This window comes from Anaerocolumna sp. AGMB13020 (assembly GCF_033100115.1).
In the GTDB taxonomy this organism is placed as follows: domain Bacteria; phylum Bacillota; class Clostridia; order Lachnospirales; family Lachnospiraceae; genus Anaerocolumna.
Genome location: NZ_CP136910.1, coordinates 3,901,895 through 3,927,966 on the forward strand (window position 1 = coordinate 3,901,895; position 26,072 = coordinate 3,927,966).

At 40.3% G+C, this 26,072-nt stretch carries 23 protein-coding genes and 1 riboswitch; of the genes, 19 read left to right on the plus strand and 4 right to left on the minus strand.

The genetic code is table 11. The features are described from left to right. Positions 1-70: 70 nt before the first annotated feature. Both R2R35_RS16145 and R2R35_RS16150 read right to left on the minus strand, forming a co-directional pair. The gene (locus R2R35_RS16145) at positions 71-1,357 is read right to left on the minus strand and encodes a sensor histidine kinase (protein WP_317730863.1); all 1,287 of its coding nucleotides are present in this window, start codon (positions 1,355-1,357) and stop codon (positions 71-73) included. Beyond that, positions 1,350-2,033: a response regulator transcription factor gene (locus R2R35_RS16150; protein ID WP_317730864.1), complete on the minus strand. Its 684-nt coding sequence runs from the start codon at positions 2,031-2,033 to the stop codon at positions 1,350-1,352. Before R2R35_RS16150 ends, R2R35_RS16145 begins: the two co-directional genes overlap by 8 nt. Positions 2,034-2,509: 476 nt before the next feature. Here R2R35_RS16150 and R2R35_RS16155 point away from each other — a divergent pair, with 476 nt between their 5' ends. The 12 genes from R2R35_RS16155 (at position 2,510) to R2R35_RS16210 (ending at position 16,668) form a co-directional block, all read left to right on the plus strand. After that, the gene (locus R2R35_RS16155; protein ID WP_317730865.1) at positions 2,510-4,237 is read left to right on the plus strand and encodes a phospho-sugar mutase; all 1,728 of its coding nucleotides are present in this window, start codon (positions 2,510-2,512) and stop codon (positions 4,235-4,237) included. Positions 4,238-4,379: 142 nt separating this feature from the next. After that, complete coding sequence (locus R2R35_RS16160) at positions 4,380-4,790, plus strand: NUDIX hydrolase (protein ID WP_317730866.1); 411 nt, start codon at positions 4,380-4,382, stop codon at positions 4,788-4,790. 163 nt (positions 4,791-4,953) lie between these two features. Continuing rightward, positions 4,954-5,036, plus strand: a riboswitch (cyclic di-GMP riboswitch). A gap of 84 nt (positions 5,037-5,120) precedes the next feature. Then, the gene (locus tag R2R35_RS16165) at positions 5,121-5,450 is read left to right on the plus strand and encodes a hypothetical protein (protein ID WP_317730867.1); all 330 of its coding nucleotides are present in this window, start codon (positions 5,121-5,123) and stop codon (positions 5,448-5,450) included. Between the two features lie 165 nt (positions 5,451-5,615). Beyond that, complete coding sequence (locus R2R35_RS16170; protein ID WP_317730868.1) at positions 5,616-6,605, plus strand: 3-oxoacyl-[acyl-carrier-protein] synthase III C-terminal domain-containing protein; 990 nt, start codon at positions 5,616-5,618, stop codon at positions 6,603-6,605. A 184-nt stretch (positions 6,606-6,789) separates the two neighbouring features. Next, complete coding sequence (locus R2R35_RS16175; RefSeq protein WP_317730869.1) at positions 6,790-8,445, plus strand: AMP-binding protein; 1,656 nt, start codon at positions 6,790-6,792, stop codon at positions 8,443-8,445. 353 nt (positions 8,446-8,798) lie between these two features. After that, a complete protein-coding gene (locus R2R35_RS16180) occupies positions 8,799-9,458 on the plus strand; it encodes an amino acid ABC transporter permease (RefSeq protein ID WP_317730870.1) in 660 nt (219 codons plus the stop codon). Then, complete coding sequence (locus R2R35_RS16185; protein WP_317730871.1) at positions 9,439-10,119, plus strand: amino acid ABC transporter permease; 681 nt, start codon at positions 9,439-9,441, stop codon at positions 10,117-10,119. The genes R2R35_RS16180 and R2R35_RS16185 overlap by 20 nt, the downstream gene beginning before the upstream one ends. A gap of 58 nt (positions 10,120-10,177) precedes the next feature. Next, positions 10,178-10,948 (plus strand): amino acid ABC transporter ATP-binding protein, encoded by a 771-nt coding sequence (locus R2R35_RS16190; RefSeq protein WP_317730872.1) that lies wholly within the window; start codon positions 10,178-10,180, stop codon positions 10,946-10,948. Between the two features lie 192 nt (positions 10,949-11,140). Then, positions 11,141-12,013 carry a cysteine ABC transporter substrate-binding protein gene (locus R2R35_RS16195; RefSeq protein WP_317730873.1) on the plus strand — a complete coding sequence of 291 codons (873 nt, stop codon included), beginning with the start codon at positions 11,141-11,143 and terminating at the stop codon, positions 12,011-12,013. A 242-nt stretch (positions 12,014-12,255) separates the two neighbouring features. Further along, on the plus strand, positions 12,256-13,116 hold the full coding sequence (locus tag R2R35_RS16200; protein ID WP_317730874.1) for an NAD-dependent epimerase/dehydratase family protein: 861 nt from the start codon (positions 12,256-12,258) through the stop codon (positions 13,114-13,116). 125 nt (positions 13,117-13,241) lie between these two features. Beyond that, positions 13,242-15,533: a ribonucleoside-diphosphate reductase subunit alpha gene (locus tag R2R35_RS16205; protein WP_317730875.1), complete on the plus strand. Its 2,292-nt coding sequence runs from the start codon at positions 13,242-13,244 to the stop codon at positions 15,531-15,533. A gap of 106 nt (positions 15,534-15,639) precedes the next feature. Further along, complete coding sequence (locus R2R35_RS16210) at positions 15,640-16,668, plus strand: ribonucleotide-diphosphate reductase subunit beta (RefSeq protein WP_317730876.1); 1,029 nt, start codon at positions 15,640-15,642, stop codon at positions 16,666-16,668. Positions 16,669-16,671: 3 nt separating this feature from the next. On the opposite strand, the gene R2R35_RS16215 is transcribed toward R2R35_RS16210, so the two are convergent. Continuing rightward, positions 16,672-17,250: a DJ-1/PfpI family protein gene (locus tag R2R35_RS16215; protein ID WP_317730877.1), complete on the minus strand. Its 579-nt coding sequence runs from the start codon at positions 17,248-17,250 to the stop codon at positions 16,672-16,674. A 255-nt stretch (positions 17,251-17,505) separates the two neighbouring features. Here R2R35_RS16215 and R2R35_RS16220 point away from each other — a divergent pair, with 255 nt between their 5' ends. From R2R35_RS16220 to R2R35_RS16235, 4 genes are all read left to right on the plus strand, one after another. Further along, positions 17,506-17,970, plus strand: coding sequence for a low molecular weight protein-tyrosine-phosphatase (locus R2R35_RS16220; RefSeq protein ID WP_317730878.1), 465 nt, complete (start codon positions 17,506-17,508; stop codon positions 17,968-17,970). A gap of 166 nt (positions 17,971-18,136) precedes the next feature. Continuing rightward, positions 18,137-19,672 carry a L,D-transpeptidase family protein gene (locus R2R35_RS16225; RefSeq protein ID WP_317730879.1) on the plus strand — a complete coding sequence of 512 codons (1,536 nt, stop codon included), beginning with the start codon at positions 18,137-18,139 and terminating at the stop codon, positions 19,670-19,672. A gap of 421 nt (positions 19,673-20,093) precedes the next feature. Then, positions 20,094-20,306 (plus strand): helix-turn-helix transcriptional regulator, encoded by a 213-nt coding sequence (locus R2R35_RS16230; protein ID WP_317730880.1) that lies wholly within the window; start codon positions 20,094-20,096, stop codon positions 20,304-20,306. Next, positions 20,299-20,622 (plus strand): hypothetical protein, encoded by a 324-nt coding sequence (locus tag R2R35_RS16235; RefSeq protein WP_317730881.1) that lies wholly within the window; start codon positions 20,299-20,301, stop codon positions 20,620-20,622. The genes R2R35_RS16230 and R2R35_RS16235 overlap by 8 nt, the downstream gene beginning before the upstream one ends. 130 nt (positions 20,623-20,752) lie before the next feature. Here R2R35_RS16235 and R2R35_RS16240 read toward each other — a convergent pair whose 3' ends face one another. Further along, a complete protein-coding gene (locus R2R35_RS16240) occupies positions 20,753-22,102 on the minus strand; it encodes an APC family permease (RefSeq protein WP_317730882.1) in 1,350 nt (449 codons plus the stop codon). Positions 22,103-22,387: 285 nt separating this feature from the next. On the opposite strand from R2R35_RS16240, the gene R2R35_RS16245 reads away from it, so the two are divergent. From R2R35_RS16245 to R2R35_RS16255, 3 genes are read left to right on the plus strand one after another with little or no spacing between them, the layout of a single operon-like run. After that, positions 22,388-23,329, plus strand: a complete 942-nt coding sequence (locus tag R2R35_RS16245) for an ABC transporter ATP-binding protein (RefSeq protein WP_317730883.1) — start codon at positions 22,388-22,390, stop codon at positions 23,327-23,329. Beyond that, the gene (locus R2R35_RS16250) at positions 23,316-24,656 is read left to right on the plus strand and encodes an ABC transporter permease (protein ID WP_317730884.1); all 1,341 of its coding nucleotides are present in this window, start codon (positions 23,316-23,318) and stop codon (positions 24,654-24,656) included. Before R2R35_RS16245 ends, R2R35_RS16250 begins: the two co-directional genes overlap by 14 nt. Then, positions 24,653-26,035: an ABC transporter permease gene (locus R2R35_RS16255; protein WP_317730885.1), complete on the plus strand. Its 1,383-nt coding sequence runs from the start codon at positions 24,653-24,655 to the stop codon at positions 26,033-26,035. The genes R2R35_RS16250 and R2R35_RS16255 overlap by 4 nt, the downstream gene beginning before the upstream one ends. Positions 26,036-26,072: the final 37 nt, after the last annotated feature.

Here is a 26,072-nt window from a genome sequence, read left to right on the forward strand (position 1 = left end):
TGTAAGCCGGTAATGGTAATACCGATTTACAGGGCTTTGTTGTAAGGTCAATAAGGGGGAAAGAGGGGAACTAGAAAGGAAGGGAGAGAAGAAAGGTAGCACCGCCTCCCGGGGTATCGTTAAGGGTCAGCGCACCATCCTGCATTTCTGCAAGCTCCTTTGCAATGCTCAGTCCCAGTCCGTAATGGCTTTTATCCTGTCTTGAGCTGTCACCTCGATAGAAACGTAAGAATACCTCTTTTTTCTTACCCTCCGGTATACCGCTGCCATGATCTTCGATTTCTATAAATAGCCTTTTTTTCTTCGTATAGGCTCTGATAATAACAGTGTCACCTTCTCTGGAATAAGCGGCAGCATTATCGATAAGAACGGCCAGAATCTGCATTATCCGTTCTTTGTCACCCTGGATTCCGGGAAGCATTTCATCTTCCAGCAACAGCTTCAGTTCCATGGATTTTTCTTTCAGAAAAGGGTAGAAGAGGTCATAGGTTTCTATTAACAGGGTATCCATATCCAGAAGTTCCCTCTTTAACTGCCAGTGTTTGGCATCTGATGCGGCAAGTAACAGCATGTCTTCTATCAAACCTGCCATACGGCTGCATTCCTTATCTATATTGCCCAGATAGTGGGGAGAATTCTCTTCATCGATTCTGGCGGCTGAGAGACTGGCGCGAATAACCGCAAGTGGTGATTTCAGCTCATGAGAGGCAGCAGCTATGAATTCTGTCTGTTGCCGTCTGCTCTCTTCCACGGGTTTTAAGGACTTGCCTACGATCCAATAACTAACGAGGAATAAGGCACCGATACCAAGAACATCCGTGAGGATAAGAAATATTATTTGCCCTGGATTAAGAAAGGCGGAGATATCCAGTGGCTGAAGCAGAACCAGACTTCGAACCCCCTTTCCAACGGGTACTACAAATACAGCACCCAGATAACGTTCTCTGGAATTTCCTTTTATTTCATAGGTCCTGCTTTCCACTTCGCTTAAAGACACGGGTCTTGAAGCGGTATCTATTGTATCCTCCTCCGCAGCTTTTTTCAGCTTCTGTATGAGGATATTTCGGTCAGTAAGCGGAGCAAAAGCGCCATGAAATAAAAGAGGAATTCCATTATCCTCTATATGTATGATAAAATGATTTTTCGTTTCCAGCTGAGACAGCCATAGGTGGCTGAAGCTGTTGTCCATCTGTACATTTTTGGATACAGTGGAAAAGTTGCTCCGAAAATTAAAGTACTTATCCTTTATTAACTGCTGATTATTATTCAGCATGACAAAGAGTAGAGTGGCCGTCAGAATAAATCCTGTTGAAGTCGTATAGAGTAATATCAGCTTCTTTTTCAATGAATTAAGCATGGGTTTGATACTCCAATCGGTAGCCGATTCCATGGACGGTCTTTATGGAAACAGTGGTGTCCAATGCTTTTAATCGCCTTCTAAGGAAATAGATGTAATTATCTAAGTTACCTTCTTCAACGAAATCATTTAAGCCCCAGACCCGGTTAAGAATCTGCTCTCGGGTTAGGATATTATCTTTATTGAGCAGCATAAATTCAAGGAGTGCACCTTCTCTTTTGGACAAGGAAAGCTTCTTCTCGCCCTTTGCCGCTACATAGGTGGAGGCGTCTAAACTCAGATCGCCACAGGTAAGACACTGGGAATTTTCAATTTTTCTGGGTCGTCTTAAGAGCGCACGTATTCTTGCCATCAATTCGTCCATGGCAAAAGGCTTCACCAGATAATCATCAGCACCTCCGTCAAGGCCATCAATCCGGTCATTGATACCATTCATAGCAGTAACCATGATAACAGGAGTAGTAATCCCCTGTTCTCGCAGATCATTTAGCAGTGAAAGGCCATCTCTGCCCGGAAGCATTCTGTCCAGTACAATAACATCATGGGTAAATTTCTCTATATAATACATAGCATCAGCGCCGCTATTGCAGATATCCGTCTGGTAGCATTCTTTTTTCAGATGAACTTCAATAGCCTTACAGAGCTCGGCATCGTCTTCTATTAATAAAATTCTCATAAAACAAAAACTCCTTTCGTTGCTTTTAATTACCTGTAAAGCGGAATATTGTAAAATAGAAAGTTTAATAGTACATATTCCACCAATATTCCTCTTTCTTTAAATGGTAGATATAATTAACCTTATATTAGCATAAACTGGGGGAGATGAAAAGGAAGATTAGGGTATAATTGCTTTTGGTGACTACGAATAACCTTATAATAATAGCTGCTATTTAAGGGTAATCTAATAGTGCCTGATGGAATTAAATGCACGATACGAAACCTTGGCAGGTATTGAATTCCTGTTGATGCTCCGGATACAAAACTTCCTGAAACCATCGAAAATGTATTGTCCAAAAACATTTGATAGAGTAAAATAGAAAAGAAAGGCATGTAACTTTTGGAAGAATAAAATAAGTTGAGTATAGTTAAATGTTCAGCTTATATCTCATACAGAAAGGAGAATGAACTGGCTTAAGCCGGTTCTATAGTAAGATGAAAGATTACAGAAACGAATATGAAAAATGGCTGGGAATATCCACTTTAGATGCAGATTTAAAAGAAGAACTTAACAGTATCAAAGATAAAGAGGAGGATATCAAGGACCGTTTCTACTGTGATTTATCCTTTGGTACCGCTGGTCTTAGAGGAATACTTGGGGCAGGTACCAATCGTATGAACCGCTACGTTGTAGGAAGAGCAACAAAAGCACTGGGTAAAGTTATTAAGAAACAAGGAGAAGAATTTGCAAAAAAGGGTGTTGCAATTGCACATGACTGCCGTATAATGTCCCCTGAGTTTGCTGAAATGTGTGCCCTGATATTTAACAGCATGGGAATCAAGGTGTACCTGTTCGATTCCTTAAGACCTACTCCGGAATTATCCTACGCAGTCCGTTATTACGGTTGTGCGGCAGGGATTAATATTACCGCGAGCCATAATCCTAAAATATATAACGGCTATAAAGTATATTGGGAAGAGGGTTCCCAGATAAAGTCCGGTATAGCCAATCAGATACTGGAAGAAATCGGTAAGATGGATTTGTTTGAAGAAACACAACTTCCTGCAAAAGAAGAAGCTATAAAAGCGGGCTTGTTAAATATTATTAATAAAGAAGTGGATGAGAGCTTTTACGAGAAGACCATGTCCATCTCCCTAAGAAAAGAAGAGGTGGATAAGAATATTGGTATCGTCTATACTCCCTTAAACGGTGCCGGTAACATTCCTGTCCGTACAGTCCTGGACAGAATGGGGTACACTAACGTTCATGTAGTAAAAGAACAGGAACTGCCCGATGGTACCTTCCCGACCATAGATTATCCCAATCCGGAAGATCATGCAGCCTTTGCCTTAAGCGAGAAACTGGCTCTTTCTGTTGGGGCGGACGTATTAATCGCTACGGATCCTGACTGTGACAGGCTTGCAGTTGAAGTGGTTCACAAGGGAGCAATCGAAGCCTTAAACGGAAACCAGGTAGGGGTCCTTATCATCAACTATATTTTGACCTCCAGGAAGGAGAAAGGAACGCTTCCTGCCAATGCAGCAATGGTTAAATCCATTGTAACCGGAGAAATGGGAAGTGCCATAGCAGAGGCATATGGCGTGAAGATGTTTAACGTACTTACTGGCTTTAAGAATATCTGCGCACTGGCAAATGACTGGGATAGTACGAAGGAATATACTTACGTATTTGGATATGAAGAAAGTATCGGTTATAACATCGGCAGCTACCTAAGAGACAAAGACGGTGTGGCAGCAACCCTGATTCTTGCAGAGATGGCAGGTTACTATAAACGCCAGGGAAAAACTTTAATCGATGTATTAAACGAATTGTATAAAGAATATGGTTATTACCGTGAAAATACCATTTCTATTGTCCTGGAAGGTATTGAAGGACAGGAAAGAATCAAGCGAATGATGGTAGAATACCGTAAGAAGAATGCAGGTTCTATTGGAAGCTCCAAGCTGGTACAGGTAACGGACTATGAACTCTCAGAAGCTACCAATGTACTTACAGGTGAGAAGACATCCATTGAAACAGAGAAGACAGATGCTGTCCAGTTTAAGTTTGAGGATGGCTGCTGGTATACTTTAAGGCCCTCTGGTACAGAACCAAAGATTAAACTATATATCTATACGAAATCAGATACGCTTGAAAAGTCAGAGAGTAAATTAAAAGAGATCGAAACAGCCGTACTGGGTGTATTACACAGTATAAAATAATAGAAAGAACTGGACTGCAGGATATGAATATTCTGCAGTTCAGTTCTTTTCCGGGCACAGATTGCTGGAATCATGACGATTGATTTCAGAAGCTCCCAGGTTTCTTTGTTGGACTATAGTTAGAGATAGGAAAGGAATTACAATGCAGGGATATAATTGTATCATGGTATTTAGCACAGACAGTAAGGAACTGTTGTTTTGCAAGAGGAAAAAAGACCCTTATAAGGGATTATATAATCTGGTTGGAGGCAAGATCGAACCAGGAGAAGAAGGAATGACAGCTGCCTACCGAGAGTTACTGGAGGAAACGGGTATAAGTGACAATGACATCGAACTTTCCCATATGATGGACTTTACTTATTATAACCAGAATTGTTATGTTGAAGTTTATGCCGGTACCCTGAAGCGGGATGTTGAGTTACGAGAAGAGGCGAATCCTCTTGTATGGCTTGGAATTACGGAGAATTATTTTGACCTGTCCCGTTTTGCAGGAGAAGGGAATATAGGGCATATGTTAGAACAGGTGCTGCTTTATGGAAGGGGAGACAAATAGAAAGGGAAAGGGGTTCCGCAAATAGGCAGAAAGCAGAGAAAAAAGAAAGGAATATATTAGAAAAGAAAAAGAAAGGAAATACTTGATATTTGTATTAATTTGGGTATAATGGAGTTATATGGTAATTATTTACCCTATTATGTCATTAAATTCTGATAAAACAGCATGAAAAAGGCAAATCCTTCGAAAGGTGGAGACGCAAAGCCACGGGCCTAAGACTTTTGTTATGGCAGCCGGGTTACCATGATTACAATCCATGGCCTTGCTATGGATTTTTTTGTATATTCATCATGGGACTACTTTCATGAAAATCTGCAAAGGAGAAATTGTATGGAGAAATTTAGTGTTACAGTATCAGGAAATTCCCTAAAAATCGTATTGGATGGTAAATTCGGAGACGAAGATATTGCAGCTTTTGGTGCTGCATACCAGCAGGCAGTAAGTAAAATAAATCCTGCCCAGGTGAATCTGGAGCTGGATGCAAGAAACATGGGTGTTATTACACCGGATAAACAAGAGAAATTAAAGGGCTTCTTTGTCCTTTATAAGCAGACAGGTTTTAAAAAGGTTACACTTCGAATGGAAGACAGTGCTATACTTGCTATGCAGGTTAGAAGACTTGCAAAAGAGGCAGGTATTGCGGATTTTGAAATTATATAAGCTTTCAAAGCAGTTGAACTGTAGTTTTTTCCGGGAAAATGAAAATCCCGGAAGGAACTTAGTTCAACTTATATTTTTTTAAAGAAGTCTGAATAGGACATATCACACGCAGCTTTGTGCCAGAGGCCCAAACTTTGCATATGGGGAGAAAGGTATGGTATTAATATGGTTAAATTTAGACTTAGAGAGCTGGCAGTCAGCCATGGTAAGAAGGTAGTTGAAAACGAAGTTTATCTGGAGCATTTTCGTAAACGAGGAAAAGAAGTAGAACATTTCTTAAAAGATGTAATCGGCAGGGATAAAAGGTATATGTTTGAAGATGAGAGCGGCAGCACCTTAACCCTTTCGCTGGAGGCAGCTCATGAATTACTTGAAAAGACAGGCCTGACTGGTGCTGATATTGATATGATAATTCTATCCAGCCAGCTGCCGGAGTACACTGCCCCTCCTACTTCAATAAAAATACATGCAGCCATTGGCGGTAAAAAGGAATGCATCTGTTATGATGTGAATTCCAATTGCTGTGGCATGGCACTGGCCTTAGAGCAGGCAGCAAAATATATGGCACTGACGCCCCATGTAAACAGAACCCTTCTTGTCGGCTGTGATTATATTAATATGATGATAAACGAAGAGGAAGAGAATCTGTACGGACATTATGGAGACGCAGCCTGCGCTGTAATCCTTGAAAAGACAGAGGAGGACTGTGGTCTGGTAGATTCTGTTTGTACTGTCAAATCAGAGGGAGTGGATGTGGCTTTATTTCCTGGCTGCGGCTTCTCAAATATCTTCCATGTGGAAAATAAAGCAGACATGCTCATTGATTTTACACCGCCTACGGAGGATGTACCGGAATCTGCCATTGAATCCATTCAGACTCTTCTTGACAGAAACGGTTTAACGAAAGATGATATCAGAATGTTCTGCTTTTCGCAGTATGCACTTATAAATATAAGAAAGATCAGAGAACTTATGGATATAAAAGAGGAGAACAGCCTATACATAGGATATGAGTATGGTTATACCGGTACCAGCAGCCCATTTATCACTCTGTATGAGTCCATGGAACGAGGGATGGTAAAACGGGGAGATTATATTATTATCTGGACGATTGGCTGCGGATCCCAAAATATCGGTCTGTTATGTAAACTATAAGGAGCCAAATGTTTGGAGAGTTGCGAGACGACGTTGATAATATATAGGTTCAAGTGCTAAAAGTTTTGTTATTAAAGTACTGACCTTTTACCGTTCAAATGATATTTAAGGTGCGAAAGCACACAAGAGGGACACGGGTAATGCAATCTGATAAAAATGTGCGAACACACAGAGGGGAGAAAATATGTATATTACAAGGACTTTAGCGGAAGTAATGGAGGATAAATGTCTTCGATATAACGAAAGAGAAGCGTTGGTATTTCCAGCAAGGGAAGTAACTTATACATTTTCAGATTTACATAGGCTTACCAATCAGTATGCAAAAGGTCTGTTGTCATTGGGTGTAAAAAAAGGTGATCACCTGGCGGTGCTTTCATTAAATTCGCCGGAATGGGTAATCCTTGAATTGGCTGCCGCTAAAATTGGGGCTGTCTTAGTATGCTTAAATACAGCCAGCACGAAATCAGAGCTTCTTTTTGCACTTAAGCAATCAGAAAGCTCGCTTTTTTTTCTAACCAAGGGTTTCAAAGGGGTAAGCTTTATAGAAAGCTTAATGGAAATATGTCCTGAGCTGAAAGAAGCTCTACCCGGTAAGCTGTTCAGTGAGAATCTGCCCTGCCTTAAGACAGTGGTAGTGCTGGATGATACGGTGCTGCCGGGTACATATCTGCTGTCCGAAATGCTTGAGTTTGGCAAGGGAATAGAGGATGATTTATTGCTGAAAGCGCAGAGCAAGGTAAAGACCCATGACCCCCTTAATATATTTTATACCTCTGGAACCACAGGTAATTCCAAGGGTGTGGTACTCAGCCACTTTGTAACCGTTAATAATGCCATAGTCTCCGGGGAGAGGATGGAATATGATGAGGATGACAGGGTTTTGCTCAGCCTGCCCTTGTTTCATGTAATTGGTTTTGTGTTAAGTACACTTGCAGGTTTCTTTTATGGCGCGTCCATTGTTATGCTGGAACGGTTTGAAACCAAAAAGGTGTTAAGTGTAATATCGGAGCATAGCTGTACGGTCTTCAACGGAGTCCCCTCCATGTTCCAGTTCCTGCTAAACAATGACTTAAGCCAGTATGATCTCACAAGTCTTTCAAAGGGCTTTATTGCAGGTGCCTGCTGTAGCAGGGAGCTGATGCTGAAGATCATTGAGGAACTTGGAATTGATACCATCGCCAATCTCTATGGTCAGACAGAAGCTATTGGGATTACACAGATGGCAGCAGAAGATGATTTGGAGAACAGACTTCAAACCATTGGAAAGCCCCTGCCAGGTGTGAATATTAGAATAGCTGATATTACAACCGGAAAAGATGTTAAACCGGGGGAACAGGGAGAGCTACTGGTAAAATCAATGTATATCATGAATGGTTATTTTCATAATCCGGAAGTTACCGATAAAACCATTGATAAAGGAGGCTGGCTGCATACAGGAGATCTTGTGAGTAGGAACCCGGAAGGTTACATCACCATTGAAGGACGCATCAAGGACATTATTATCCGGGGAGGTGAGAATATTTCTCCGGCTGAGATCGAAGGTGTCTTAAAGCGTTCTCCGAAGATATTCGATGCAGCAGTGGTATCTGTTCCGGATAAACTGCTGGGAGAAGAAATCTGTGCCTTTATCGTTACTGCAGACGGGTGCACTATGGAGCCTGAGGAAGTAAAGGCCTTTGCTGCACAGAATATGGCTAAGTTTAAGGTGCCCAAATATGTAAAGTTCATTGCGGCACTGCCAGCCACCTCCAGCGGAAAGGTGAAAAAAGCAGTTTTAAGAGAGCAGATAAAAAAGGAATTTGAGGAAATCTATCAGGAGGCAGCAGTTGCCAGAGTATAGTATAAGGTAGCCATCACCTTATTAGAATTGTTTCAAAAAAAAGCTTGTTGATGAATGTTAATTCCATTTCATTAGCAAGCTTTTATTTGGTTATACGCTGCCTTGATTGTGGAATAAAAATTGTATGATAAAACCATTGACAAATAGAAAAGGATAAATTAAAATAGTCCCATTATGAAATCATATAATTCATATTAAATTAATATGATATGAAAGATGGTTATTTGCAAGGATGCAAAAAGCTTTAACAGGCAGATGCATAGCGTCTGCTTATTTTTGTGCCAGCCAGGCCTTTTGTTCTGGTGTAGCCGGCAGGTACAGATTAACTGGTGGGGAAGAGAGAGGTCGAAACGATGAACATGGATGTACTGAGGGAATATGCTCCCCTGTATCTGGAGGCAGCAGGGCTTACGGTAAGAATCGCACTAATAGGTATTGCCGGAGCTATTGCAGTAGGTTTCCTTTGCAGTCTTATCAGGTATTTTAAAGTACCGGTTTTAAGCAGGATTGCCGGAGTTTACATAGAATTGTCCAGAAATACCCCTTTATTGATTCAGTTATTTTTCCTCTATTTCGGACTTCCTAAGATTGGTATTCTTTTAAGCTCAAAAGCCTGTGCCATAACCGGTCTAATCTTCCTTGGAGGAAGTTACATGGCGGAAGCTTTTCGAAGTGGTCTTGAGGCGGTTCCCAGTATTCAGATGGAGTCAGCTTTAAGCCTTGGACTTACCAAAAGACAGGTAATTGGTTATGTGCTGTTACCCCAGGCTGTCTCGGTATCTGTTCCTGCTTTTGCAGCAAATGTAATATTTCTGATAAAAGAAACCTCAGTATTCAGTGCAGTGGCGCTGGCTGATTTGATGTATACAGCCAAGGTATTAATCGGAATGTCCTATAATACGGATGAAGCTCTGCTTATGCTGGTGCTGTCATATTTGGGGATATTGCTTCCTATTTCCGTTATTTTTTCACTGATAGAAAGGAAATTAAGATATGCAGGATTTGGGAATTAAGGTCCTTTTTGAAGGAAGAAATTTCATAAGGTTACTGGAAGGTTTATGGATAACCGTAGAGATATCCTTTGTGTCAGTAATTATTTCCATGGTGCTTGGGGTTTTATTAGGAATGATAATGACGGTCAGGAATCCGGTAATAAAAGTTATAACAAGATTATATCTGGAGTTTGTCCGCATAATGCCCCAGCTGGTGTTGCTGTTCCTGGTATATTTTGGCATTACCAGAGCCTTTCAGGTGAATCTTTCCGGCGAAGTGTCTGCGGTTATTGTATTTTCCTTATGGGGTACGGCTGAAATGGGAGATCTGGTAAGAGGCGCGCTTATCTCTATACCAAAGCACCAGTATGAAAGCGGCAAAGCGCTGGGCCTTACAGGAGGTCAGATTTACCGTTATATTGTAATTCCTCAGACGATCAGAAGACTGGTGCCTCTGGCCATTAATCTTACGACCAGAATGATAAAGACCACATCACTTATCGCATTGATTGGAGTGGTTGAGATTGTAAAGGTAGGGCAACAGATTATTGAAGCTTCACGCTTATCCGTACCGTCAGCAGCGTTATGGATATACGGTGTAATCTTCTTTCTGTATTTCCTTATCTGTTACCCGATTTCACTTGTGGCTGCAAGGCTTGAGAAGGCATGGAAGACAGTATAGAGAAGATAAGATAAAGCAAAAGACCGCAGATAATTAAGGTAAAAGAGGGGAGTCAGCAATGAGTCAAAAGGAAGAGATTCTTACAATAAAAAATCTAAAGAAAAGCTATGACAGCCTGGAAGTCTTAAAGAATATATCCCTTACCGTAAAAAAAGGGGAAGTAGTGGTTATCGTTGGGCCCTCCGGCTGTGGTAAGAGTACGCTGCTTCGTTGTATCAACGGACTTGAGGACATCCAGGCCGGCGAGATATCATTAGGGGCGGAAGTCATCAGCGGGAGAAAGAAGGATATGCATCTGGTACGCCAGAAGGTAGGCATGGTATTCCAAAGTTATGAGTTATTCCCTCATATGAATATCCTTGATAATATTGCTCTGGGACCTGTAAAAGCACAGCACAGAGAGAAGAAAGAAGTTGAGGCAGAAGCAGACAGACTCTTGGAACGAGTTGGACTCTCCGATAAGAGAAAGGCATACCCAAGGCAGCTGTCCGGCGGTCAGAAGCAGCGGGTAGCTATTGTCAGAGCCCTTTGTATGCACCCTGAGGTAATGCTTTTTGATGAAGTAACAGCAGCTCTTGATCCGGAAATGGTAAGAGAGGTACTGGATGTAATGTTAGAGCTTGCAAGAGAGGGAAGCACCATGGTTATCGTAACCCATGAGATGCAGTTTGCCCGTGCCATTGCAGACAGAATCATATTTCTCGATAAAGGAGAGATAGTAGAAGAGAGCAGTCCGGAAGAGTTTTTTACGAATCCCAAGACAGAAAGAGCCGGAAAGTTCCTCAATGTTTTTGAATTTGACGCTGTAAAAGGTGTTGAAGATAAATAAGGAATCAAATTTGGTTTGATTACCAGGGGGTTACACCCTGGGAGAGCTGATAGAGAAGATTGGAGCAATCCTATTCAAAATTAGACTTCCCAAAAGAGGAGAAAAGCTGAAGAAAAAAGAAGGAAAGGGCCACGAACTACTTCAGTTTAAAATGTGGCAATACCGCAGTAAATGCGGTATGAGGGTATTGGTATGAAAAATATCAAGAAATTAGCAGCATTACTATTACTATTTACATTAATAACATCAGCCCTTGCAGGCTGCCAGAGTAAATCTGACAAGGAAGGAACTGATTCAGCAACCACAACTGGAACAGCAAGAACCCTTGAGGAAATCAAAGAAAGCGGAAAGGTCATAATCGGTGTATTCAGTGACAAGAAGCCTTTTGGTTATGTAGATGCAGACGGAGAATACCAGGGTTATGATGTTTATTTTGGTAACCGTATTGCGCAGGATCTTGGCGTAAAAGTTGAATATGTATCAGTGGAAGCGGCAAGCCGTGTAGAATATCTGGTAACTGCAAAAGTTGACATCATCCTTGCTAACTTTACTGTTACACCTGACCGTGCTGAAAAAGTAGATTTCGCACTGCCTTACATGAAAGTAGCTCTTGGTGTAGTATCACCTGACAGCGCACTTATTACTTCCCCTGAGCAGTTAAACGGAAAAACTTTAATTGTAAATAAGGGAACAACGGCTGAAACCTATTTCACAGAGAATTATCCTGATGTAAAATTATTGAAATTCGATCAATACAGTGAAGCCTATGGTGCATTATTAGATGGCAGAGGTGATGCCTTTACCACAGATAATACAGAAGTACTTGCATGGGCTCTTGAGAACAAAGGTTACACCGTAGGTATAGAATCTCTTGGTAATCTGGATACGATTGCACCTGCCGTACAAAAAGGCAACACAGAGCTTTTAAACTGGTTAAATGAAGAAATCAAAACCCTTGGAACAGAGAATTTCTTTCACAAGGCTTATGACGAAACTTTAGCGCCGGTTTATGGTGACGCAGCAGATCCTGACAGTCTTGTTGTTGAAGGCGGAGTAATCGAATAAGCAACCTTTGTATGAGAAAATTATTCGTATTGAAGGTGCTTGGTAGAATGAAGGATATACTAATATGATTTTTTATTACTGCCGCAAGCTGGTTTACGATCAGCTTGCGGCAGTTTTTAATACGGTATCCGTTCCTGAACCCAGAAACTTAAGATAGCAACCAATGAAATAAACTGGACAAGTATTTAGAAGAACCTTAAAATAGGAACAGAAGAATTAAAAATAATACAGGGAGGTTTCTGATGAAGATATTGGTATTAGGCGGAACCAGGTTTTTTGGTATTCACCTGGTGAAGGATTTACTTGAAAAAGGACATGAGGTTACCATTGCCACAAGAGGAAAAATGCCGGATCCTTTCGGTGAAAGGGTAAACAGACTGAAAGTAGACCGGACAGATAAAAGAGCAATGAAGGATACCTTTAATGGAAAAGTGTACGATATGGTCTATGATGATATAGCTTATAGCTCCAATGATGTGAAATGTGCACTGGAGAATATCCGCTGCAGCCGTTATATCCTGGTGTCTACCATATCTGTTTATGACAGCTTTCATAAGGATATCAAAGAAGAGGAATTTGACCCTTATAAGGGAGAAATCATATGGTGTAACAGAGAAGACTTCACTTATAATATTATAAAGCAGCAGGCAGAGAAAGCGCTGTTTCAGGAGTATAAAGACCAGCCCTCCATAGCAGTACGCTTACCTCTGGTAATTGGGAAAGATGATTATACCGAGAGGCTCTTATTCTATGTGGAGCATGTGAAGAAGGATATCCCAATGTATATTGATAACCTGGAGGAGGAGCTGGTATTCATACATTCTATTGAGGCAGGGAAGTTTCTGTCTTTTCTCAGCGAAACGAATTATACAGGAATTCTTAATGCCAGCAGTCAGGGAACGCTTACTTTAAAAGAAATCATTACTTATGTGGAAGAAAAGACTGGTAAAACTGCACACCTTTCAAAAGAAGGTGAAGCAGCACCTTATAACGGTGCTGGAAATTACAGTATTCTTACTGAGCGGGCAGAAAAGCTTGGGTATTCTTTTACGAAGCTTAGAGATTTTGTATTTGATATTTTGGATTATTACATTGCATTGTAAAATTTCAGATAGGGCAAAATGCCAGTAGCCAAATTAAAAAAAGTGGTATACAATAGATGTAGTTATGATAATTATTACTATTACTATATATTGTATAAATTTATTTCTTTAGGAGGTTAGTGCCCATGGATATCATGATAAAAAAACGTAACGGAAATCTGGAGCCGTTATATGTAGAAAAGACCAAGAAGATGGTAGCTTATGCCTGCCAGGATCTTGCCGGCTGTGATCCGGCTGAGCTGGAGATGGACTCCAATATTCAGTTCAGAGATGGTATGAGCACAAAGGAAATACAAAAGATCTTGATTCAGACAGCCATTGAAAAGACCATACAGACCACCAGAGATTCCTTTGGCAATGAAATCAAGAAGACGAATATAGACTGGCAGTATGCAGCTGCGAGACTTTTGATGTCGGATCTCTATAAAGAAGCTGCTATTAACAGAGGTTATGAGCATTTCGGTTACGGAGATTTTTATGAGCTGGTAGAAAAACTGACAGCGCTAAAATACTATGGCACTTATCTTAGCGAAGAGTACAGCAAAGAAGAAATCATGGAGCTGGGTAATTACATAAAGCCTGAAAGAGACCTTCTATTTAATTACGAAGGCATGAAACTTCTGGCTGACAGATATCTCATACAAGGTTTTGACAAAGAGGTGTACGAACTTCCGCAGGAACGTTTTATGATAATTGCCATGCATCTGGCTATTCCAGAAAAGAAAGAGAAAGCCCGGTATGCAAAAAAATTCTATGATATCCTGAGTGAACTTAAGATGACTGTTGCAACACCTACCCTTGCCGCAGCAGGAACACCTTTTCACCAACTGAGCAGCTGCTTCATCTCTGTGGTAGGGGATAATTTATGGTCCATCTATGATGTAAATTCAAAGTTTGCCAGTGTTTCCAAGCACGGCGGGGCACTTGGAATATATATGGGGAAGGTCAGAGCCCTGAACAGTGAAATCAGGGGATATAAGAATACCTCCGGCGGAGTGGTTCCCTGGATAAGGCTATATAATGATACTGCAGTTGCAGTAGACCAATTAGGCAGAAGAAAAGGAGGAGCTTCTGTTACCCTTGATATCTGGCATCAGGACCTGTATGAATTCCTGGATCTTAAGACCAATAACGGCGATGACAGAAGAAAAGCCCATGATGTATTTCCGGCTTTAAGTATACCGGATCTGTTCATGAAGAGATTAGAAGAAAGAGGGGAATGGTCTTTATTTGATCCCTATGAAGTTCATAAGATAATGGGCTTTTATTTGGAGGACTGCTATGATGAAGAAGAAGGCGGAGAATTTACGAGACGTTACCTTGCCTGCGAGGAGAACAGTGCTATAAAGAGGACAACAGTATCCACTCTGGATATCATGAAGAAGGTCATGAAATCCGCCGTAGAAACGGGAACTCCTTTTATCTTCTACAGAGATACGGTTAACAGAGCCAATCCCAACAAACATGCAGGAATGATATATGCCTCCAATCTATGCCATGAGATAGCCCAGAACATGAGTGAATCCATGCTCTTTGAGGAAACGATTCAGGAGAACAAGGGGGAGATGGAGGTATCCGTTAAGATTAAGGCAGGTGATATGGTTACCTGTAACTTAAATTCCGTGAATTTAGGACGTGTTGACAGAGAAGATTTAAAGAATATTATTCCATTGCAGATTCGCATGTTGGACAATGTTATCACTTTAAACCAGTCTCCGGTTTCAGAGGCCAGAATAACGAGTGACAAGTACCGTGCCATCGGCCTTGGAACCAGCGGCTATCATCACTATCTGGTAAATCATAAAATTCATTGGGAAAGTGAAGAACATTTTGCCGAAGCTGACCTTTTATTCGAAGAAATCGCTTATCAGGCAATCAAGGCTTCCTGTGAACTGGCGAAAGAGAAAGGTGCTTATCCAGCATTTCACGGTTCCCAGTGGGAGACTGGTGAATATTTTGACAGCAGAGGTTATAACAGTGAGAGATGGCTTGTATTAAAGGAAGAGGTTAAGAAATACGGACTTCGTAACGGATATCTGACTGCTGTTGCTCCAACTGGCAGTACATCGAATATAGCTGGCACGACAGCTGGCATTGATCCTATCTTCCGCAAATTCTTTATTGAAGAGAAAAAAGGAAGCTTTACCCCAAAGGCAGCACCAGACCTGACAGAGGAGAATTTCTGGTTCTATAAGGAAGCTCATCATATAAATCAGCTCTACAGCATCAAAGCCTGCGGAATAAGACAACGGCATATTGACCAGTCCCAGTCCTTTAACCTTTATATTACACCAGAGGTTAAAGCAAAAGATATCTTAAACCTCTATGTGGAAGCCTGGAAGAATGGGGTCAAAACCATATACTATATTCGTAACCAGTCTCTTGAGATGGATGAATGCACAAGCTGCTCCAGCTAATACAAACATATAGCAAAGTATACAAATAATTTAGAATAAAAAGATAAACAATGTTTCTAATAGGTTTTTCAATATAAAAGATAGAAAATGCAGGAAGGAAATTACCATGATTAAGAAAAAAATCTTTAATGAATATGGTGTAAGAGGTACTGAAACACTGATAGAAGGAAATACAACAAATCTTAGAGAATGGAACAGAATAAAGTATACATGGGCTAAGACTTTTTATCGCACCATGCTGAATAATTTCTGGATACCCGAAGAGATCTCTCTAAATGAGGATGTGAAACAATTCCCTCTCTTAACCAATGGGGAGAGAAATGCATTTGACAAAATCATCTCCTTCCTGAATTTTCTGGATTCTATCCAGAGTGAGAACCTGCCGAACCTTTCCAGATATGTGACAGCTCCGGAGATTTCCTCCCTTCTTAACATACAGGCCTTTCAGGAAGAAATTCATGCCCAGAGCTATTCCTATATCTTGGACACAGTTACCAATCCCGTAACCAGAGATAAGATCTATGATGAGTGGAGGGAAGATAAGCAGCTTTTAGCCAGAAACAGATATATAGCAAACATTTATCAGGAATTTAATGAGAACCCCAACACAGAGAACTTTATCCGTACAGTAACAGCCAATTATATTCTCGAGGGTATCTATTTCTATTCCGGTTTCAGTTTCTTCTATACCCTTGCCAGACAAGGTAAGATGACAGCGACCAGTACAATCTTTAAATACATTAACAGGGATGAAATAACTCACCTGGTATTATTCCAGAATATAATAAAGGAACTTCGAAACGAGAAGCCGGAGATATTTACACCTGAAATTCTGGAACAGATCAGGGAAATGATGAGAACCGGTGTAGAACATGAGATAACCTGGGGACAATACGTTACCAATAACGAAATATTGGGGATAAATAATTCACTGATAGAAAAATACATTAAATATCTGGGCAATCAGAGGTTAAAGGCAATCGGCCTGGAGGAGCTATATCCGGAAATTACAGAGAATCCCATGGCCTGGATTGATGGTTTTTCAAGCCTTAACCAGACCAAGACGGATTTCTTTGAAGCGAAGGTAACCAATTATACGAAAGCGGCTGCTTATGATTTTGATGACCTGGAATAACAATTAGAAGCCCATTGCAGTTTTAACCGTATCGGAGAGTTCTTTGGTGGTCATTAGCTCAAGAAGTTTTAAGGCAACATATGGGCTTGTCTGAGGGCAGTAAGAAGTAATGATATTTCCATCAGTCACAACAGGTTCATTCATGACAACCGCACCAAACTCTGCCAGTTGTTTCTGGCGCCTGCCGCCGCTCAAGTGATAGGTGGTCGCTCTTTTTCCCTTTAGGATTCCACTCTTACCAAGGGAGAGGGCAGCCACACATATGGCAGCCACAGGTTTACCACTCTGATGGAAGTTACGGATTAAGTTAAGAAACCTTTCATCATAAGCTTCTTCATAAAAGCCGTAATCTTCAAAGCCGCCGGGAATAGCAAGAGCATCATAATCCTCAGGATTCACCCTGTCAATAACCGTATCTGCTATAACCGGTATGTGGAAGGTACTGATGACCTGCTCTGTAAATCCGCAGGTGTGGAGGGCAATATCTGAGCCAAAATCTTCCCGTGCCCAGCCAAATACGTCCACAAAAGCGGAGAATTCCATGGTTTCAAAGCCTTTTGCTAATAACAGTAATACTTTCATAAGTGCCTCCCTTTCCTGTATGCAGGTAAATTGTGTTATGGATGATTAGAGTATATATAAGATTGTAGAAGTTATCAATCCTTTTTACAAAAACCATGTTAAGTAAAATATTGAGCATAACGTCTTGCAGCCTTGAAGGCTGTAAGACGTTTAAATAGTTTATTATAGTGATATATATAGAAGAAAGGGTGAAAAGCAAATAATTTCACCACGCTTTTGTATAAGCGTATTTTCGTACGCAGATTGGAGATTAAGTTGATTAAAGTACTGTTTGTCTGTTTGGGAAATATCTGCCGTTCGCCAATGGCAGAATATGTGTTTAAAGATATGCTGGAACAGAAGGGACTTTCGGATAAATTTTTTGTTGCCTCAGCTGCTACCAGCAGCGAAGAGGTGGGGAATGGAGTTCACAGAGGCACCAGAAATAAACTAAAGGAAGCCGGAATTGATGCTTCTCAAAAAAGGGCGGTTCAGCTAAAGAGAGAGGATTATAGCCGGTATGATTATATCCTTGGCATGGAACAGAGTAATCTGACATCCATGGAGAGGATTTTTGGGGGCGACAAAGAAGGGAAAGTAAAGCGGCTCCTTGATTTGTCCGATAAACCCAGAGATATTGCAGATCCCTGGTATACCGGAGACTTTGATAAGACTTATGAAGACGTATGTGAAGGGTGTGAACGGTTGCTTGCTTATCTATGCAAAGAAATCAAATTATGACCAAATTGTTACGCAAAAGATGTCTCTATTTGTCTGTTATCGTAATATACATTTAATGAAAACGTAATTAAAATGCCAAGCATTTAACACCTTTCTATGTTATTATGGTATTGTATGAATGAGTTAGGATACAGTCAAATAGAATATACAAATAGAAGGTGTAAAGATGAATGAAGTGGTAAATAAAAAAATAAATAAAGGTACCAAAAGCAGCGATATAGCTAAAAAAGTACTTCTTTATGGTGGAGTTGCCATAGTCGTTCCAGTGATTCTGGTATATCTGTTTCTTTCATTTTATTATAAAGATCATTTTTATAATAAAACCAGCATTAACGGAGTAAATGTCTCTGGCATGACGGTAGACGAAGCGGAAGCAGCCATTAACGCAGAAGTTGAAGACTATGTACTGACTATAAAGGAAAGAAATGACCTGACAGAGAAGATATATGGAGAGGATGTAGGTCTACATACTGTATATGATGGAGATTTCTCTGAATTGCTGGCAGCACAGAATCCCTATGCATGGCCGTCTTCTCTAACGAAACAACATGATATAACTCTTAATGCGGCGCTGGAATATGACGAAGATCTGCTAAAAGAGTATTTTGAAGGATTAAAAACCTTCGCTCCGGATTATGAAATGGAGCCTACAGATGCCCATATTTCTGAGTATGGTGAAAATGGCTATGAATTAGTCAAAGAAGAACATGGTGCAAAGGTTGACCGGGATAAGATGTATGAAGTTGTGAAAGAAGCAATTATCAAGTTGGAGCCGGAACTGTCCCTGGAAGATGCAGAGGTATATCTGAAACCAACCATATATTCCGATAACGAAAACCTTAAAAAGGCCCTTACCAAGCTTAATAAGATGGCAGGAAGCCAGATTACCTATCAATTCGGAGATGTTACAGAAGTACTTGACGGATCAAAAATCAGTCAGTGGCTGACCGTGGACGATAAGATGAAAGTTCAGTTAAACGAAGAAGGCGTAAAAGAGTTTGTAGATTACATAGGAAAGAATTATAATTCCTTTGGAAGAACCCGTACTTTTAAGACCTCCTACGGTGATGTTATCGAAATAAAAGGCGGTGATTACGGCTGGTGGCTTGACAGAGCTACTGAAAAAGCAGATTTGCTGAACCTTATAAAAGAAGGACAGCAGCTGGTAAGAGAACCTGCTTATTTTCAAACTGCACAGCAATATGGTTCCGATGATATCGGAGATACTTATGTGGAGGTAAATCTTACAGCCCAGCATCTATATTTTTATAAAGAAGGAAAACTTATTGTGGAAACGGATTTTGTATCCGGTAATCTGTCAAGAGGCTGGGGAACACCTGTAGGTACATATCCGGTGCAGTATAAGGAAAATGATGCAACACTTACAGGGGAAGATTATTCTACTCCCGTTAAATACTGGATGCCCTTTAATAGAAATATAGGATTTCATGATGCAAACTGGAGGTCAACCTTCGGGGGTAAGATCTATATGACAAGCGGTTCCCATGGATGTATCAATATGCCGCCAAAAGCAGCTAAAACCATGTTTGAGAATATCAAACGAGGAGTAGCCGTAGTGGTATATGAACTGCCGGGAACAGAAAGCTATAACAAAGATAATAAAGAGAACCTGGTAACTGACCCTGCCGATAACAAGAAGGTAGATGACAGCCAGAATACTGATAACAGCAATAATGAATAAGGAACAACAGAATTGTATACTGATAAATATGAAAAGCTGTATGGTTATAGGCCATGCAGCTTTTCATATTGCAAAAATCATGGGCTGAATTATATCAGGGAAAAATTAAATGGGTAAATACTGGATTATCGAGCTATAATGTATACTAAAAAGCAAATGAAAAAGCAACAGCATTTCGATTACAAAAGTGGCTTCTTGAGTACAAAACCTGCATTTCGAATATAAAAGTGGCGTTTTGTTTACAAATATTCAGTTGTCGTTTACAAACATTGCATCTCATTTTACAAAGTGGCATCTCGCTTTACTATTAACCTTCCTGTAATAGTTCCTGTAATAGTTCTGTAGTTAGTTTTGTTGAAATGGTATTTAGATGTTGACAAAAAGTAAAGCATAGATTACAATTTGATAAGGAGGTGTTACGTTGATACGGAATCGAATTAAAGTCCTGAGAGCAGAGCATGATTGGACACAGGCCGATTTGGCTGATAGAGTAGGAATTTCCCGGCAGGCAATCATATCAATTGAGAAGTATAAATATACTCCCTCATTGGAATTAGCTTTTAAGATTGCAGAGATTTTCCATGTCTCAATCAGTGAGGTTTTTGAATTCAAGGAGGATGAAAACAATGAATAATCAAACTATTATTCTGGTATTTCTTTTAGTTACTACTGGTATTACACTTTTTCTCTATGTCTGGAAAGCAAAAAAGGAGATTGAATACAAAAAGGATGAACGCTGGCAGTTGCTACAGAATAAAGCGAATAACGCAGCAAACTATTCATTTAGTATTTTGATAGTAATAGTGGCAATAGGGTCTATTGTACCGCTATTTTACGATATACAGTTATCCTTTACCTTTAACCAGGTTTTAATTTATGCTATGCTTTTTGTTGGTTTACGCAATGGGATAGAATTGTTTGCCTTAAGATATTTTGATAAGCGGCTGTAACTTTCGAAACAAACAGAAGATGGAGAATATTTATGCTCATAAGCTGTACAGGACTGTTGAATTAATGAGCTAATTGATTTCTATAGCCTTAGAAGCTGTTTAACGATCTACAGCTTCTAAGATAGTGATTTTATACCTGTTTCTTTGAATAAAGATAACCTGCGAAGCACACGAGTCCGCAGAATACGATAAACAAGCTTACATATAAGGGATTGGAGATAAGCCCGCCAATTAGTATAATGGCAGAACCGGCAAGACCAAAGATAGGGCAGATAAAACCTTTGAAGAAACTGGTTACAACATTTGTCTTTTTCAGTTTAAGTACTTTGATATAAAGCACCATATAGCACATATAGCTGAAAACGATGGCTATTTCACTGATATCACTGCCTCCCAGGATTCCACTCTTCATGGTAATATAGTGCAGAAGCATCCATACTGCCGCAGTAATATAAGCGCAGATAGCGGAAGGTATTGAAATCTCGTATTTGGGATGGAGCTTTGCAATCGAATCGGAAGAAGGAAGCATCTTCTTGGCTGCAAGACTTTGAGGCATACGGATACTTCCAAGGGTCATACCGTTAACAACGCCAAGTACGGATATAATAATTAAAAAGAGCAAAATCCTTGTCCCCATGTTTCCAAGAAGAATTTCCCCGGCCTTGTTAACTGCTTCATTCCCGGTAGCCATAATGTATTCCGAGCCTAACATATTATTTAAACCTAAGAAATAGAGCAGATAAACAACCAGTACGGTCAAAGGCCCGATGATAAGTGCCAGTGGCATGTTTTTCTTAGGATTTTTCACTTCGTGGGTAATATTTACGGATACGATCCAGCCATCAAAAGAGAAGGCAATAGGAGCCAGGGCAGCAAGCCAGGCAAAACCGATGGGAGAACTATCAACCACAGCTGCTCCGGCAGGTAGCTCAATAGCTTGTCCATGATAGAAAAGTCCGGTTATAGCGATAACAAGGAGAGGTACCAGTTTTACAATCGTGGTTAGATTTTGTATATATCCACCCAGTTTATAAGAGAGGATGTTAACACCGTAAAAAAAGGTGAAAATGACAAAACCAAGCAGAACCTGCTGTTCTAGACTTGCATCAATTCCTAAAAAGGAAAAGATATAAATTGCTGAAACCCATGAAATGACAGCATTAATGGTAGGGAAATAGATAAAGGTCTGAAACCAGCCAAAACCATTGGCAGTCTTAACAGATATGAATTCCTCGAAATAGCTGATGATTCCGCCGCTGTTTTTGGTACGGACAGAAAGTTCCGTAAGGGTTAGGCTTCCGAAAATGATACTGAAGGCACCGATGATAAATACCAATACGCCAAGACCTACATTTCCGCCTGTGTAAGTGAGTACATCGTCACTTTTGAAAAAAATACCGGAACCGATTACTATACCAATTATCATGGCGGTAGCTGTAAACAGTCCGTAATGTTCCTGCTGCTTGCTTTTGTTTTCCATATAACTCCTTATATTTGTGCTATTTTTATAAATATACTGTACTATTTTAATATTATATATCAATTTTGTCAAAAGCTTTCTTCTAATGAAAACTTAATATTTTCATAAACAAAAATTAATTGCATTAACAAGTGGTTATTGATATGATTAACAAGAAATATTATCCAACTGATGACTAATTTTACCGGATATATTTATAAATAATTATTATATACTAAAAAATTTATAGATTTCTGCCATAAACTTATCAGATGGGTATGAATAAAGGGTAAGGAGAGAGAGAAAATGTCGTTGATTGTCAAAAACATAACAAAGAAATATGGTGACAAACTGGTCGTGGAGGATTTGAGCTTTTCCATCGAAAGACCAGGAGTATATGCCCTCCTAGGTACCAATGGTGCCGGTAAAACAACCTCATTGCGTATACTTCTGGGAATGCTGTCAAAGGACGGAGGAGAAATACTCTGGAAAGGAAATCCTCTTGATACGGTCAATGCCAATATTGGATATCTGGCAGAGGAGCGAGGACTGTATCCGAAATATTCCCTGTTAGATCAGTTGTTATACTTCGCAAATTTAAGAAATGTTCCAAAGAAAACTGCTTTAAGCAGACTCGAATACTGGTCAGACAGGCTGTCTGTGACAGAGTATGTATTCCCGCCCAAGGTAAAGGGAAAGAAGAATCCCAAGGCAAATAAAGCAGACCAGCTATCCAAAGGTAATCAGCAGAAGATTCAGTTGATGGCGGCGCTTATATCCGATCCGGAGCTGATTATATTGGATGAACCTTTAAGCGGACTGGATCCCGTAAATACGGAATTGTTCAAGGGAATTATCAGAGAAGAAATCGCAAAAGATAAGTTCCTCATCATGTCCAGTCATCAGATGCCGGTTATTGAAGAATTCTGTTCGGATATAACAATCCTAAACAGAGGTAAGGCAGTGCTTCAGGGAAATTTGAATACCATAAAGAAAAGCTATGGCAGGGTTAATCTCTTTGTTAAGAGTGATGTTGAGATTGCCTCTTATATTGAAAGCTTTGGAATAGAGATAACAAATAAGACACCGGGAGAATACCAGCTTAAGGTACTGGGTGAGGAGCAGGCTATGGCTTTCTTGACCAAACTGATTGAGGATAAGATTCCGATTGTTAAGTTTGAACTGAGGGAGCCTTCACTCCATGAAATATTCATAGAAAAGGTGGGAGAAGTTCATGAAGAAAAGTAGTGTAAGCGGTTGGAGGGATGTGTTTTCTTTTACCCTTAGAGAGACCCTAAAGAACAAGGCTTACCAGATTTCCTTTCTGATCATGGCGCTGTTAGCGTTGGTATCGATGCCGTTAGTTCAATATTTAACAGGAAATATAGCTACGGACAGTGAGGAAATCAGTGCTGTTAAAATGGTATATATACACAACCTTACAACGGTTACGGAACCGGATTTTACTTCTCTAAAAGAGGAGGCGGCGTACAGGGATGTGCAATTTGTAAATCTTACAGAAGATTATGATACTGTTGCCAAGCGGATACAGGAAACAGAGGACACATCTGTGTTACTTACAATAACAGAAGCAAACGGTGGTTATCAGTTACATTTTGAGAAAGCTGCCAAAGGACCTGTAAAGGATGGAGCAATGTCTGCTTTTGCTGATAAAGTATACACAGCTTTTGATAAATATCGCCTGAGCCAGGCTGGGGTCACTGAAGAACAGAACAATATCCTTCATACCAGAACGGAAGGAAAAACCCTGAGACTGGATGCTTCCGGCAATCTTACAGAAGAGAAGAACAGCGCGATTTCCATGAATGAATACTGGTTTATCTATGGAATACTATTCGTCTTGATGATGGTAACAATTATGGCAAGCTCACAGGTGGCTTCCTCCGTTGTAACAGAAAAAGCAAACCGGGTTGTTGAATATCTGCTGATATCTGTCAGGCCACTTGCACTGATGGTGGGAAAAGTACTGGCAATGCTTTCAGCTGTATTGATTCAGATAATATCACTCTTGTTAGTGGTGTTTGTTTCAAATCGCATATCAGCTGTTCTGGCAGGAGACCCCCAGGCTGGGGGTATAAGCCAGTTGGTACCAGCAAATATTTTTGAAAATATGAATATTATCAACCTTATATTAGGATTAATACTTATTGCCCTTGGACTGATCTTCTATGCTGTACTGGCAGGTCTTGCAGGAGCAACTGTCAGCAAGATGGAGGAACTAAACGAAGGAATGACTATGTTAACGCTTACGTCCATGGTAGGTGTTTATATTGGAATTATAGCAGCCAATATGCTGATGGGAAGTGGAAGCAACGGATTCGTAACTTTTGCGTTTTTGTTCCCTCTTTCTTCCCCCTTTATCCTGCCCGGTGCCATCCTGATTGGAAAAGCCAATTATATTATAGCTGGAGGAGCCATTCTTCTGCTTATTTTACTCAATATAGTAATGTTTAAATTTGTGGCTGGTATTTATGAGACGCTGATACTTCATAATGGAAACAGAATAAAGCCAAAGGATTTATTTAAACTGGGTAAGGGAGGTATAAAGGCATGAAATTTAATTTAAGAGGCTTTAAGGCAGTTTTTGGCTTCTCCTTTAAACAGTCTGCAGATACCCTAAGCTTTAAGGTAACAACTGTATTAGTAGCGATACTGCTTGCAGGAGCACTTATCCTGGTAAATATATTCGGTGCAAGGTCGGCTAAGCCGGAGGAGGATAGTGCTGCACCAGCACCCATCGTTGGAGAGATAACAGACAATTCCCAGCCCCTGTCAGCTGTGCTTACAGAAAATATTATAGTATTAGATGAGAGCGGACTTGGTCCCATTGATTTTGCTAATCAGCTGAAGGGCAATGCAGCTTTTGGGGCTGTGAAATTCAGCAGCTACGAAGGTTCAGATATCAAAGAAGCAGCAGAATCTTCTGATGTTACAGATAAAACACTTTTCCTTCATATAATCAAAGAAGACGGAAATTATCTCTTGGAAACAATATTTCCTCCGGAAAGTCTTATATCCGGCAGTGAAGCTGATTCAATTTTGAACCAGCTGATACAGGTCTTTGAGGCATTTAAGATGGAGAAAGCAGGTTTGGCAGAAAATCAGGTAAGCCTGTTTACACAGTCGGGTGGTTACACCGTTTCCAGCTTGGGAGAAGATGAAGATATAGCAAATATGGTTGTCAAGATGCTTGCACCTATGGCCTTCAGCTTTATCTTGTATTTCATGCTGATATTCTACGGCCAGCAGATCAGCAAATCGGTATCCGGTGAGAAGACTTCTAAATTAGTTGAGACCTTGCTGGTATCAGTAAGACCGGAAGCACTCATAGCTGGTAAAGTACTGGCAGTAGCAACCCAGGGAGTACTACAGTTTACAATCTGGATTATTGCATTGATCGGTGGACTTTACGGCGGTAACATTATAGCCGGAAGTATGTACCCCGGTTATACGAATCCGGTGATTACCTTTATAGACCTTTTAAAGGATACCATTGGTCAATCTGCATTATCCCTCCCGGCAATATTAATTTCAATCCTCTTCTTTTTCTTTGGGTTTCTATTTTACAGCTTACTGGCAGCTCTTGCCGGAAGTATGGTATCAAAACCGGAGGATGCAGCTTCAACACAGGGAATAATAATGCTCCCTATTGTAGTGAGTTTTATGTTAAGTTATTTTGTACCGCTTAGCGGAAACGAAAGTTTCACTGCAGTAGCCAGGTATATTCCCTTTACGGCACCGTTTATCGTACCGGTGGATCTGCTGACAGGAGTGGTAAGTATACCTCATGGATTGCTGTTACTGGCAGTTATGATACTGTTTACCGCAATAATGGTAAATCTGTCTGGGAGAATCTTCAAAGGACTTATCTTATACAACGGACAGAAGATAACTTTTAGAACCATTAAAGGAGTATTAAGCGGGAAGCAGTAAAGGGCGTTGAGTAAAAGATAAATGATTGGATAAAAGA